Raw genomic sequence first — 12,820 nt, 5'->3', positions numbered from 1 at the left:
CCCGCACGGCATCGCCGTCGCGTCGGTCGCCCCGGGCTTCTTCGACACGGAACGCGTGTCGGCCCGCCTGACCGGTCCGCAGGGCGAGGCGATCCGCGCACAGAGCCCGTTCGGCCGGGTGGCGACGGCGATGCCGTGCGGGGCGAGGGAGACCGCGAGGGACTGGCCCAGCGCGTGGACCGCCGCCTTCGTGGCGCCGTACGCGGGGTGGTCCGGTTCGCCGCGGAACGCGCCGCGGGAGCCGATGTTGACGATCCGGCCGCCCGTGCCGCGGTCGATCATGGACCGGGCCGCGCGATGGCTGAGCAGTGCCGTGCCGAGGAGGTTCACCGAGAGGTGGCGCTGCCAACTCGCCGCCCACTCCTCGTACGACGTCGTCGGCAGCGGGTGGCGTTCGTTCACCGCCGCGTTGTTCACCAGCACGTCGATGCCGCCCAGCGCGTCCTGCGCCGCGTCCGCGATCCGGGCCGCGCCCTCGGGGTCCGACACGTCGCCGCCCACCAGCGCGTGGCCCGTACCGGCGAGGGACTCCAGGGTGTCGCGCGCGTCGGACTCACGGGTGCCGTAGTGGACGGCGACGCGGTCGCCGTTGGCGGCGAAGGCGCGGGAGACGGCGCGGCCGAGTCCTCGCGAGGCGCCGGTGACCAGGACCCGGCGGCCGGTGGGCGGGAAGTTCATGGAGCGGACCCTTCGGACGGGGAAGGCGGGGAAGGCGGGGAAGACGCGGACGCGTCAGCCGTCCGCGGAGTTGTACGCGCGTACCTCCGACGTGCCGACCCGGCCGTACCAGCCCGACACGTCGGACGCGAGCTCGTCGATGATGCCAGGCAGCGACCACGTGCGCAGCGGCGTCCCGTCGGCGAGGCGCAGGGCGGTGCAGATGTCTCCCGACGCCGCGTGGACCGTGCCGCCCGTCACGACCGGCGGCACCTTCGCGATCCCCGTCAGCCGCCGCGCCCAACGCGCCTCGCCGGAGCGGAGATCGACCGCCTCCAGGGTGTCCGCCTTCGACCAGTGCAGCACCAGACCGCCCGCCGAGACCGGACCGCGCGCTCCGCCCGTCCCTCGCCGCCAGCTCGTCTCGACGCCGAGCGTGGGGCGTGACGGCCACAGCGGCTTCGCGTCGGCGGGACCGAAGCCGTGCAGCCGGCCCGCCGTGACCAGCAGACCGGCGCCGCCCGCCGCGCCGACGGCCGTCGCGCCCGGCGTCACGCCGTACCTGTCCGCCGCGACTGCGACGCGCTCCCCGTCACGGGCGCGGACGAGGTGCAGCTCGCCCTCCGTGCCGAGTACGGCGAAGTTCCCCGCGTCCGGCAGCGCGGCGCTGGCGAGCGACTGGCCGTCGCCGTCCTTCAACCCCTCGTACGTCCACAGCGTCTCGGCGGACCGGGTGTCGACCCCGCGCACCTGCCACCCGAGTTCGGCCGCCAGCAGCAGCGTGCGGCCCAGCACCGCCGGTGGCTGCGTCCTGCCCAGCTCCACCGCCCAACGGCGCTTCCCGGTGCGCAGGTCGACGGCCTCCAGCTCCCTCGTCTCCTCCTGGTCCTCGTAACCGGAGATCGCCGCGCCGTCCGCGACGGCCACCCACCGGTTCGGCTGGCTGCGCGCCGGGTCGGCCGTGCCGCGTTCCTTCCCCGAGCCGACGTCGACGATCGGCAGCCCGACGTCCGGCGCCACCAGCCGTCCGTCCGCCGTGCCCCACACACCCGGCGTGCCCACCCCGGCCGCCAGTTCCCAGCGGCGCGCTCCGTCGGAGGCGGCGCAGGCACGGACGTAGCCGTCACCTCCCAAGGAGAGCGTGCCGTGCAGCAGCACCGTGCCGCCGGAGAGCAGCAGCGCCTCGATGTCCCCCGAATCGGCGGTGAGGGTCCAGCGGAGCGCCCCCGGCTTCGCCGAGCCCTTCTTCAGGGTCAGTTGTGCGCCATTCGTCGTGCCGCGCGGACCGGGGTTCCCCCAGCCTCGTACGACGGAGACACCGAGCAGGCCCGTCAGGCCGGTGGCCCCGGCCACGAGCACGCCCCGGCGCGTCAGTTCACGGCGCCGCTCGACGCGCCTCGCCCGCTCGGCGTCCCGGACGGGGCGCGGCGCCGGGGCGACCGCCGTCGTCGCCGTCACCTCCTTCGTAGGAAGCGCCGCCGTGTGCTCGCGCGGCCGGTCCTCCTTCTCGCCCCGGACCAGGCTCCGCAGCGGCTCCTCGCGCCACCACAGCGGCGCCCGCGGATCGGCCGTCCGCTCCAGCACCTCACCGACCGAAGGCCGTCGCCCCGGCGCCTTGTTCAGACAGTCGGCGACCAACCCCCTTATTTCCAGGGGCACATCGGCCAGGTCGGGCTCCTCGTGCACGGCCCGGTAGAGCAGGATCGCCACCGTCCCGTCCCCGAAGGGATTACGGCCGGTGGCGGCGAAGGCGAGGACCGCGCCCAGCGCGAACACGTCGGCCGCCACCGTCACCGGCGAGTCGCCGGTGATCTGTTCCGGCGCGATGAACCCGGGCGTCCCGACGACGTCCCCGGCCGCGGTGAGCCCGTGGTCCCCGAGCGCACGCGCGATCCCGAAGTCGATGACGCGCGGCCCCTCGGCCGTGACCAGGACGTTGGACGGTTTGAGGTCACGGTGGACAAGTCCCGCCCCGTGCACGCTGGTCAGCGCCTCGGCGAGCGCCGCGCCCAGCGACCGTACGACGCGCGCGTCCAGCGGCCCTGCGGCGGCCACCGCCCGCCGCAGCGTGACGCCGGGCAGATAGGCGGTGGCCAGCCACGGCACGGGGGACGCGGGATCCGCGTCGAGCACCGCCGCCGTGTGGGCACCCGTCACGGCGCGCGCGGCGGCGGCCTCGCGCCGGAACCGCTCGCGGAAGTGCGGTTCGGCCGCGAGGTGCGCGTGGACCGTCTTGACGGCGACCAGCCGGCCTCCGGTCGTACGGCCCAGATAGACCCGGCCCATCCCACCGGCGCCGAGGCGGCCGAGCAGCCGTACGGAGCCGAGTGTGGTGGGGTCGCCGGGCAGCAGGGGATCGGTCATGCCGGCTCCGGTGCGGCGAAGGTGGACAGTGTGCCGTCGTCCGACACCACATGGACCAGCCCGGTCCGCGTACCGGCGCCCGGCCCGGCGAGCACCGTGCGTACCTCGCCCGTCTCGGCGGCCCACACCAGCGCGCCCGTCGCGGCGTCGCGCGCGTGCACGCCCCAGCGGGGGCGGCCGTCGGACGTGTCCTCGCCGTCCGGCGACCTCCCGAGGCCGTACACGAGGCCGCCGGACACCAGCGGGGGACTTGTCACCGGCTCGCCGACGTCCGTCAGGCTCCAGCGGGTTCGCCCGCTGTCCGCGTCGATCGCCGTCAACGAGCCGTACGTGGCCGCGTACACGAGCCCGGCGTGCGCCGTGGGCGTGACGGTGGTGTCGGTCTCCTCCTCGGCCAGGTCCCGGCTCCACAGCGTGCGCCGGGTCGCCAGGTCGACGGCGCTGAGCCGTCCGTCCGTCGCGTAGTAGCGGGTGTCGCGGGAGCCGAGATACGACTCGGGGTGCCGCGCGCCCTGCGGTATCTCGCGTTCGAGCGTGCCGTCGGCGGCGCGCAGCACGGTGAGCGGCTCGTCCCTCCGGTTCTCCTCGGTGACGAGCGACGCGGTCGTGGACGCCACACCGATCCGGCCGCCGCGCTGGTAGAGGCCCTCCACCTCCGCCCGCGCGCCCTGGTGGAACCAGAGGGGCGCTCCGGTGCGCGGGTGGTAACCGTAGGCGCGCCAGGGGCGCTTCTGCCCGGCGCGCAGCTCCCACTGTGTGGAGTACGAGGCGTATGTGACGACGCAGAGGACGTCCGCCGAGACGGAGAGGGCGGAGTTCGCGCCGTCGATCGAGATCACCGGGTCGGAGGTGGGGGTCTCGCGCAGTCTCAGCGGGCGGTGGGGGTTGCGCACCACCGGGTCGGCCGACCACCGCACGACGCCGGTCGCCGCGTCCAGGGTGACGATCTCGGTCGACGACATGACGGGGGAGCGCAGTACGTGGACGAGTGCGGCGCCCGGCACGGCTTCGGTGATGTCCTCGGCCGGGTAGCTCCACGCGACGGCCCCGCTCCCGGGGTCGAGGCGGGTCAGCCGGTCCTCGTCCCGCAGATACAGCGCCTCGCCGTACCGAAGCGGCTGGGCCTTGCCGATGTCGCGGGTCCACAGGGCGCGGCCGAGTGTGTACGGGCCCGGTGACCCGGCAGCGCCCGTACCCGCTCCGTCGTCCTGGCCGTCGTCGCCGGTGAGTTCGGCGAGCCAGGCGACCGCGCCGACCGCCGCGCCACCGGCGAGGGCCGCCCCGCCCCAGCGCAGGAACCGTCTTCGGGAGGCGCCCCGGTTGCCCCCGCGCACGAGCGTGCGGGCGGCTGCCGGTTGGGCCCGCGCTGGTTCGGCCCGCGTCGGCTCGGCCCGCGTCGCCGCCGGCCCGGCCGCCGGCGCACGCTCCGCGTTCGCGACCAGCTCCGCGATCTCCTCCTCGCGGCGGCGGATCAGACCGGCCACCGCCTCCCGCTCCCACCACGGAGCGCCCTCGGTCCACGCGGCGCACACGGCCAGCACCCCGGCCACGGCCGGCCGGTCGCCGGGGTCCTCGGCAAGACAGCTCCCGAGCAGTTCCCGCCATCTCTCCGGCACCCCGTCGAGGTCCGCCCGGCCGTGCGTGGTCCGGTACAGCACCTGGTGCACCGGACCGGTGCCGAACGGGGGGCGGCCGGTCGCCGCGTACGTGAGCAGCGCCCCGAGCGCGAACACATCGACGGCCGGGCCGGGTTCGCCGGCCCCGGTGAGCAGTTCGGGCGCGATGAAGCCGGGGGAGCCGACCACCTCACCACTGCCGGTCAGGGTCTCGTCGGCGGCGGTCCGTGCGACACCGAAGTCGATGACCATCGGGCCGTCGCGCGTCAGGACGACGTTCGACGGTTTGAGGTCGCGATGGACCAGGCCCGCGGCGTGCACGGCGGCGACCGCCTCCGTCAGCGCGGCGCCGAGCGCGGCGAGTTCGCCCGGAGCCAGTGGCCCGAGGGCCGAGACCGCCCCGGTGAGGGTGGGGCCCGTACAGAACTCGGTGGCCAGCCAGGGGCGCACGGCCTCCGGATCGGCGGCCAGCACGGCGGCCGTGAACGATCCCGTCACGGCGCGGGCGGCGAGCGCCTCGCGCCGGAACCGCTCCCTGAACCTCGGGTCCGCCGCGAGGTGTTCGTGGACCGCCTTGACGGCCACCAGGCGCCCCGAGGGCGCCCGGCCGAGATGGACCCGGCCCATCCCGCCCTCGCCGAGCGGCGCGACCAGCCGGTACCCCCCGAGCTCCTCCACCGTGGCTCCCCCCTACGAACCGTCCGCCGCCTCCGCACGGCCGATCACTGCGACGCACAAAGAGCATCCCAAGGTTGCGGCGCCCTCGGACCGCCGGCCCCGTACAGGCGTACCACCCTCGCGCGAACCGGCGATAAAACACGTGGCAGCCCGTCGGCCGCTCTCCTAAAGTCATAACCGTCCAGGTGCGAAGGCGGGACCTACTTCCACTCTTAATGGGGAGGCCGCAGGTTCGAGTCCTGCCATCGGCTTTCGAGCCGATGTAGCTCAGTTGGCAGAGCACCTTGTCGGTTCCACCGACCTTGATCTCTGGACATCTCATCGAATTCGGGGGAATTCCCATGGCACGCTTCAACAACCGGCTTTCCCTGGTCCACGGCACCTCGCCGGTGCGGTCGGCCGGCGCCCACACCCGGACCCACGAGGGCGGCGTCGGACATCTGCGTGACGCGAAGTCCGAGCTGTTCCTGCTGGCCGTCGCCAACTTCGTTTCCCAGCGGACGTTCTACGAGTCCGGGGACGACCGCGACGACCGGTTCGCCTCGCTCGTACGCCGGCTCGCCGTCGAGGAGCCGTCGTGGACGGCCGCCCTGCTGGGCTGGCTGCGCCGCGACGGGAACATGCGGACAGCCGCCATCGTCGGCGCCGCCGAATATGTCAAGGCGCGTCTCGAAAAGGGCGTCGACACGGGCCCGTCGAACCGCCAGGTCATCGATTCCGTACTGCTGCGCGCCGATGAGCCCGGTGAAATGCTCGGCTATTGGACGTCCCGTTACGGTCGCGCCATTCCCAAGCCGGTCAAGCGGGGCACGGCCGACGCCGTACGACGGCTCTACAGCGGAAAGTCGCTGTTGAAGTACGACACCGCGTCGAAGGGTTACCGCTTCGGGGACATTCTCAATCTCGTGCACGCGTCGCCCGACCCGGCGAAGGCGTGGCAGGGCGAGTTGTTCCGTTACGCCCTGGACCGCCGGCACCACCCCGACAGCGCCGTTCCGCCCGCGTCGAACCGCACGCTTGTCGCGCACCGGGAGCTGATGGAGCTGCCCGTCGCCGAGCGGCGCGCGGCGATCACGGCTCCCGGCGCCGCCGAGCGGCTGGCGGCGGCGGGCATGACGTGGGAGGCGCTGGCGGGCTGGCTCCAGGGGCCGATGGACGCGGGCGCGTGGGAGGCCGTCATCCCGTCCATGGGGCCGATGGCGCTGCTGCGCAACCTGCGGAACTTCGACGAGGCCGGGGTGAGCGACGCGGTGGCGGCCGGGGTGGCCGACCAGTTGTCGGACCCGGCGGTGGTCGCGCGGTCGCGGCAGTTCCCGTTCCGCTATCTCGCCGCGTACCAGCACGCGCCGTCGCTGCGCTGGTCCTACCCGCTGGAGCGGGCGCTCGGCCACTCGCTGGCCAACGTGCCGGCGCTGCCGGGGCGGACGCTGATCCTGGTCGACCGCTCGGGCTCGATGTGGTCTCCGCTGTCCGACCGCTCGCAGCTCAACCGGGCGGACGCCGCGGCGATCTTCGGTACGGCGGTGGCGATGCGCGCGGCCGACGCGGACCTGGTGGAGTTCGGCACGAGCAGCGGCAAGGTGAGGTACCGCCGCGGTGAGTCCGTGCTGAAGGTTCTGGGGCGCTTCGGCGACCTGGGGGGTACGGACACGTCGGGGGCGGTACGGGCGCACTACCGCGGCCATGACCGGGTGCTGATCGTCACGGACGAGCAGGCGTCGTACAGCGGCTTCGGCGACCCGACCCGGCAGGTCCCGGAGCGCGTTCCGGTCTACACGTGGAATCTGGCGGGATACCGGGCGGGCCACGGCCCGTCGGGCACGCGGTACCGGCACACGTTCGGCGGTCTGTCGGACGCCGCGTTCCGGGTGGTTCCGCTGCTGGAGGCGGGTCGGGACGCCGACTGGCCGTGGGCGGGCTGACCTTCACCACGGGGGTGTGAAGGGGGCCCTGGGGGCACTGGGGAACGAGTGATCCCGCGGCCCGTCGGCCGTCGGGCATGGCGCGTCGGGGGCCGTTGGGCGCATACTCCAGGTAATGACAAAGTCAGCCGGTTCCCGGCGCCACCTGCCGTCCAGTCCCTTCAACCGCCAAGGCCCGGCCTCACCTCCGCCCGAGCACTTCGACGTGGGAGACCGTGTCTCCCACGATCAGTTCGGGTTGGGCAGAGTCATCGGAGTCGAGGGCGAGAACGCCGTGCTCATCGACTTCTCGGGCCGCCAGGGTCGCATCCTGAGCCCTTTCTCCAAACTGACCAAGCTCTGAAGACCCAGGGCCCCGGGCCGCCGCGATCCCCGTGACCGCGGCGGCCCGTACAGGCATGTCCCCCGCCGTACTCAGAGGGCCTGGGCCGCGGGCTTGACCATGCCGCGGACCGTGCGGGACTTCACGAACTCGCCGACGGCCGTCATCTCCCACTCACCGGAGAACTGCTTGATCAGCTTGGCCATGATCACGCCGGTCTGCGGCTCGGCGCCCGTCAGGTCGAAGCGGACCAGCTCCTCGCCGGTGCGCGCGTCGAGCAGCCGGCAGTAGGCCTTCGCGACCTCGTTGAACTTCTGGCCGGTGAACGAGTTGACCGTGAAGACCAGGCCCGTGGCCTCGGCCGGCAGCCGGCCGAGGTCGACCACGATCGTCTCGTCGTCCCCGGCACCCTCACCCGTCAGGTTGTCGCCGGAGTGCTTGATCGAGCCGCCGAGGATGGACAGCTTGCCGAAGTAGCAGCTCTCCAGATGGTTGCGGTTCGGCCCGTAGGCGATCACGGAGGCGTCGAGGTCGATGTCCTTGCCGCGGAAGGCGGGCTCCCAGCCCAGGCCCATCTTGACCTGGGTCAGCAGCGGGGCGCCGCCCTTGACGAGCGACACCGTCTGGTTCTTCTGGAGGTTGACGCGGCCCTTGTCGAGATTGATCTTCCCGGCGCCCGCGGTGGGAGCCGGCGGAGCGGACGGCGGGACAGGGGCGGACGGGGTGACCGGGGCCGCGACCCGGGGGTCGGCGAGCGAGGGCGTCGGGGCCGACGGCGGGACCGGCGCGGAGGGCGGCACCGGGGCCGGCGGCGCCATGGGTGCCTGCGGTGCCTGGGGGGCGGCGGCGGGCGCGGCGGGCTCCTCGACGGAGACACCGAAGTCGGTGGCGATGCCCGACAGGCCGTTCGCGTACCCCTGACCGACCGCGCGGACCTTCCAGGCGCCGTTGCGCAGATAGACCTCCACGACCACCAGGGCGGTCTCCGCACCCAGGTTCGGCGGGGTGAAGGTGGCGAGCGCGCTGCCGTCGTCGGCGTTACGGATGGTCGCGGTGGGCTCGATGCCCTGGAAGCTCTGGCCCGCGGCGTCGGGGCTGGCGGTGACGACGATCTTCTCGATGCCGGCGGGGACGGCGGACGTGTCCACCACGATCGCGTCCGGAGCCGTACCGCCGCCGGACCGGTAGGTCACCCCCGGGCCCGTCGGCTGGTTGTAGAAGATGAAGTCGTCGTCGGAGCGCACCTTGCCGTCGGCGGTGAGCAGCAGGCCCGACACGTCGAGCCGCACCGGGGCGGCGACGTCCACCGCCACGCGGGTGGCGGAGAGAGGGATGTTCGAGCCAGGGGTCATAGCTGTCATGCCAGACGTAACGAACGACCCCTCTTTGCCGTTCCCTTACCCTCCCGCCCCTCGCCCGTACGGGTCAGTACGGCCACTGCGGCGGGTGGGTGCAGAAGTGGCCGCCCAGGTTGGCGTGGTCGGGGTTCTCCGGGTCCAGTTCGCCCTGTTCGGCGACGAGTTTGTCCGCGTACTGCTCGGAGTCGTCCCTCGGCTCGTAGCCGAGCGCGCGCGCCGTCGAAAGGTCCCACCACAGGCGGGTGTTGGCGGACGAGCCGTAGACGACGGTGTGCCGGACGTCCTCGGCCGTGAGCGCGGCGTGGAAGAGCCGCGCGCCGTCGCCGGGGCTCATCCAGACCGACAGCATCCGTACGGAGGTCGGCTCCATGAAGCACGACCCGATCCGTACGGAGACGGTCTCCAGCCCGTGCGTGTCCCAGTAGAGCTGGGCCAGATCCTCGCCGAAGCACTTGGAGAGGCCGTAGAACGTGTCGGGGCGGCGGGGGGTCCCGATCGGGATCAGCGCCTGCGAGTCGAGCGGATAGGTGCCGTGCGGCCGTGGTGTGAAGCCGACGGCGTGGTTGCTGGACGCGAAGACCACGCGCCCGGTGCCCTCCTCGCGCGCCGCCTCGTAGAGGTTGTACGTCCCCTCGATGTTGGCCCGCAGGATCTTGTCGAACGACGCCTCCAGCGAGATTCCGGCGAGATGGATGATCGCGTCGACGCCCCGGACGGCCTCACGCAGCGCGTGCTTGTCGCCGAGGTCGGCCGTGATCGCGTCCGGCTCGCCTTCTATGGGAGTGGCGTCGAAGAGCCGGAGCTCGTACCCGTACGCGGGCAGCAGGCCACGCATCAGGGTGCCGAGGCCGCCCGCTGCGCCGGTGAGAAGGACGGTTCGCGGTTGGGGCATGGGCGTGGCTCTCCTCGGAGGGGACAAGTTCGTGGATGAGATTCACATGTATGGACACGCTAAGGAGCGTCGCCGTCACCGTCAAGTGTCGCGCGGAGGCCGTCAATCCGCTCCTGGGTTGCGGCTTTCCGTCTTGACCGGCGCCGCACGGCTGCCCTAGCGTGGCGCTGTTCAGAAATATGGACGCCGATCAGAATTGTGCACGAGCGTGAGCGCTCGCCGCACGGCCCAGGGAGCGCCAGTGACCTCAGCCCCGCTCGCCGCCCGCCTCACCCGAGTCGCCGGGCCGTTGTTCTTCCCCGTCACCGCGTACGGCCCGGACGGCGCCCTCGACCTCGACGCGTTCCGCGCGCACATCCGCGGCGGCGTCGACGCGGGCGCCGCCGCGGTCTTCGCCTGCTGCGGCACGGGCGAGTTCCACGCGCTCACCCCGGAGGAGTTCGGAGACTGCGTACGCGCGGCCGTCGAGGAGACCGCGGGGGAGGTCCCCGTCGTGGCAGCCGCCGGTTACGGTACGGCAATCGCCGTCCGGTACGCGGAGATCGCCGAGGCCGCCGGCGCCGACGGACTGCTCGCCATGCCGCCCTACCTGGTCGTCGCCGACCAGGACGGCCTGCTGCGCCACTACGCGGCGCTCGCCGCCGCCACGGCCCTGGAGATCATCGTCTACCAGCGCGACAACGCCCTCTTCACCCCCGAGACCGTCGTCGAACTCGCCAAGGTGGACGGCATCATCGGCCTCAAGGACGGCCACGGCGACCTCGACCTGATGCAGCGCATCCTCAGCGCCGTACGGACGCGGGAGCCCGACCGCGACTTCCTCTACTTCAACGGCCTGCCCACCGCCGAACTCACCGGCCTCGCCTACCGGGGCATCGGCATCAGCCTCTACTCCTCCGCCGTCTTCGCCTTCGCGCCCGAGATCGCCCTCGCCTTCCACCGCGCCCTCACCTCCGGCGACGACACAACCGTGAACCGGCTCATCGACGGCTTCTACCGGCCGCTGGTCGAACTGCGCGCCCAGGGGCGCGGATACGCCGTCTCGCTCGTCAAGGCGGGCGTCCGACTGCGCGGCCACGACGTCGGCGAGGTACGCACACCCCTGAGCGAACCGCAGCCCGCGCACATCAAGGAACTCACCGAGATCATCGAACGCGGCTACGCGCTGCTCGGCGACGCGGAGCCGGGGGCGGACGCGTGAAGACCTCCGCCTTCCTCTACCCCTGGGACGTCGTGGGCGACCCCGACGCGCCCGCGCGGGTCGCCGATCTCGGCGTCCGGCAGGTGACCCTCGCCTCCGCCTACCACTCCACCCGCGCCCTCACCCCGCGCCACCCGCGCCACCGCGTCGTCACGGCCGAACACGCCGCCGTGCTCCACCCGTTGGACGAGGCCCGCTGGGCGGACGCCGAGCTGCGCCCGTACGCCGCCGGGGACTGGGCCCCCGGCGACGCCTACGGCGAGGCCGCCGCCGCGCTCGCCGACGCCGGACTCGACGTCCACACCTGGGTCGTCCTCGCGCACAACTCCCGCCTGGGCGCCGAACATCCGGACACCTCCGTGGTGAACGCCTACGGCGACCGCTACCCCTGGGCGCCCTGCGTCGCGCGTCCGGCCGTCCGTACCTATGTGACGTCGCTGGCCGCCGAAGCCGCCGTACGGCCCGGCGCCGCCGGCACCGAACTGGAATCCCTCGGCTGGTACGGGCTCGCTCACCTGCACGCCCACGACAAGATCGGCGGCGTCCCGCTCGGCGAGGCCGCGCAGTACCTGATGTCGCTCTGCTTCTGCTCCGTGTGCCGCGCCGGATACATGTCGCTCGGTCTGGACGCCGACGAGCTGACCGCCGCCGTCAGGCGCGCCCTGGAGCCCGTCTGGAACGGCGCCGAGGACCCCGGCGGACCCGAGCAGGGGTGGCCCGCCGTCGAGCGGCTGCTGGGCGCCGACCTGGCGTCCGCCACCCTCAACTGGCGGGTGCGGACCGCCCGTACGCTCCAGGAGGACACCGTCGCCGCCGTACGGGCGCAGGCGGGCCCCGGCTTCCAGGTTCTCCTGCACGCCGACCCCCACCCCCATCGCACGGGGGCCAACGCCGGGGTCGACCCCGCGCACATCCTCGGCACCGCCGACGGGGTCGTCGTGCCGTGCACCGGCGGCGCGGCGCGCGCGATGCTGACACCGTTCGCCGCGCACCGCCCCGAGTCCGCCGTGCTGGCCGCCAACTTCACCGTGGTGACGGGCATGGGCGGCAGCCCCGGCACCCTCGCCGACGACGCCGCGCAGGCGCGCTCGCTCGGCGCGACAGAACTGCGGCTGTACCACGCGGGCCTGGCGTCGGACCCGGACCTGGCCGCCGTCGCCGCCGCGCTCTCACGCCTCGGCTGAGGCCACGCGGGGCACGCCTCCGTAGAAGGCGAGGCCGGCCGCCGTCAGCAGACCGATCACCCCGGTGAGCGGCAGCAGCACCGTGATGTCGACGAACGCGATCAGTCCCGCGCCGAGCGCGAGGGACACCGCGTTCGGCACATAGATCAGGGTGTTGGCGGTGGCCGCGGTCCGCCCGAGCACGGCGTCCGGCGTCTCGCGCTGCACCGCCGTCAGCGCGACGATCAGCACGCACGGCAGCCCGATCCCGGCCGCCACCGCGCTCGCCAGCACCACCGCGTCGTACGGCAGCGCCCGCAGTCCCACGGCGGCGGCGAACAGCGCGATGCCACCGGCGGCGAACAGCCGCTCCGGGATCCTGCGCATCAGCGGGCCCGCCAGCAGCCCGACGGCGATCGATCCCACGCCCTGGAGGGCGTAGAGCAGACCTACGTACGTAGGGGCGTGTCCGAGGCCCTTGTCGACCACCGCGTAGATCGCGGCTCCGTTGAGCCCCGCGAGCAGCATCGTCAGGGACCCCGCCAGGACGAGCGGGCGCAGGACCGGCGACTGCCGCAGCACCCGCGCGCCCTCCGCCGTGCGCGACCACCAGCCGCCCGTACGGTCGGGCGCCGGCTTCTCCTCCC

At 73.4% G+C, this 12,820-nt stretch carries 10 protein-coding genes and 1 tRNA gene; 5 read left to right on the top strand and 6 right to left on the bottom strand.

Features of this window, described 5'->3' with window-relative positions:
- The 3 genes from BHU15_RS23475 to BHU15_RS23465 form a co-directional block, all read right to left on the bottom strand.
- Positions 1-678, bottom strand: a 678-nt coding sequence (locus BHU15_RS23475) for an SDR family NAD(P)-dependent oxidoreductase (protein WP_079128327.1), incomplete at its 3' end; no start/stop codon positions are given.
- A gap of 54 nt (positions 679-732) precedes the next feature.
- On the bottom strand, positions 733-3,021 hold the full coding sequence (locus BHU15_RS23470; protein ID WP_069629016.1) for a protein kinase domain-containing protein: 2,289 nt from the start codon (positions 3,019-3,021) through the stop codon (positions 733-735).
- On the bottom strand, positions 3,018-5,315 hold the full coding sequence (locus BHU15_RS23465) for a protein kinase domain-containing protein (protein ID WP_069629015.1): 2,298 nt from the start codon (positions 5,313-5,315) through the stop codon (positions 3,018-3,020). Before BHU15_RS23465 ends, BHU15_RS23470 begins: the two co-directional genes overlap by 4 nt.
- Before the next feature lie 178 nt (positions 5,316-5,493).
- On the opposite strand from BHU15_RS23465, the gene BHU15_RS40300 reads away from it, so the two are divergent.
- The 3 genes from BHU15_RS40300 to BHU15_RS23455 all read left to right on the top strand — a co-directional run bounded on the left by BHU15_RS40300 (position 5,494) and on the right by BHU15_RS23455 (position 7,580).
- Positions 5,494-5,563: transfer RNA gene (locus tag BHU15_RS40300), tRNA-Lys, on the top strand.
- Positions 5,564-5,656: 93 nt separating this feature from the next.
- Positions 5,657-7,237 carry a TROVE domain-containing protein gene (locus tag BHU15_RS23460; protein ID WP_069629014.1) on the top strand — a complete coding sequence of 527 codons (1,581 nt, stop codon included), beginning with the start codon at positions 5,657-5,659 and terminating at the stop codon, positions 7,235-7,237.
- A 115-nt stretch (positions 7,238-7,352) separates the two neighbouring features.
- A complete protein-coding gene (locus BHU15_RS23455) occupies positions 7,353-7,580 on the top strand; it encodes a hypothetical protein (protein ID WP_037784015.1) in 228 nt (75 codons plus the stop codon).
- A gap of 71 nt (positions 7,581-7,651) precedes the next feature.
- Here BHU15_RS23455 and BHU15_RS23450 read toward each other — a convergent pair whose 3' ends face one another.
- On the bottom strand, positions 7,652-8,920 hold the full coding sequence (locus tag BHU15_RS23450) for a TerD family protein (RefSeq protein ID WP_171908431.1): 1,269 nt from the start codon (positions 8,918-8,920) through the stop codon (positions 7,652-7,654).
- A gap of 64 nt (positions 8,921-8,984) precedes the next feature.
- A complete protein-coding gene (locus BHU15_RS23445; RefSeq protein ID WP_069629012.1) occupies positions 8,985-9,809 on the bottom strand; it encodes an NAD-dependent epimerase/dehydratase family protein in 825 nt (274 codons plus the stop codon).
- A 241-nt stretch (positions 9,810-10,050) separates the two neighbouring features.
- Between BHU15_RS23445 and BHU15_RS23440 the strand changes: the two genes are divergently transcribed.
- Complete coding sequence (locus BHU15_RS23440) at positions 10,051-11,010, top strand: 5-dehydro-4-deoxyglucarate dehydratase (protein ID WP_069629011.1); 960 nt, start codon at positions 10,051-10,053, stop codon at positions 11,008-11,010.
- Complete coding sequence (locus BHU15_RS23435; RefSeq protein WP_069629010.1) at positions 11,007-12,194, top strand: hypothetical protein; 1,188 nt, start codon at positions 11,007-11,009, stop codon at positions 12,192-12,194. The genes BHU15_RS23440 and BHU15_RS23435 overlap by 4 nt, the downstream gene beginning before the upstream one ends.
- Here the strand turns inward: BHU15_RS23435 and BHU15_RS40295 are convergent.
- On the bottom strand, positions 12,180-12,820 hold a 641-nt coding region (locus BHU15_RS40295; protein ID WP_368483215.1), incomplete at its 5' end, for an MFS transporter. The genes BHU15_RS23435 and BHU15_RS40295 overlap by 15 nt on opposite strands.

The organism is Streptomyces niveus (assembly GCF_001723055.1).
GTDB classification, from domain to species: Bacteria; Actinomycetota; Actinomycetes; order Streptomycetales; family Streptomycetaceae; genus Streptomyces; species Streptomyces niveus.
Note: the sequence above shows the minus strand (reverse complement) of the source record. Positions and strands in the feature narration are given on the sequence as shown.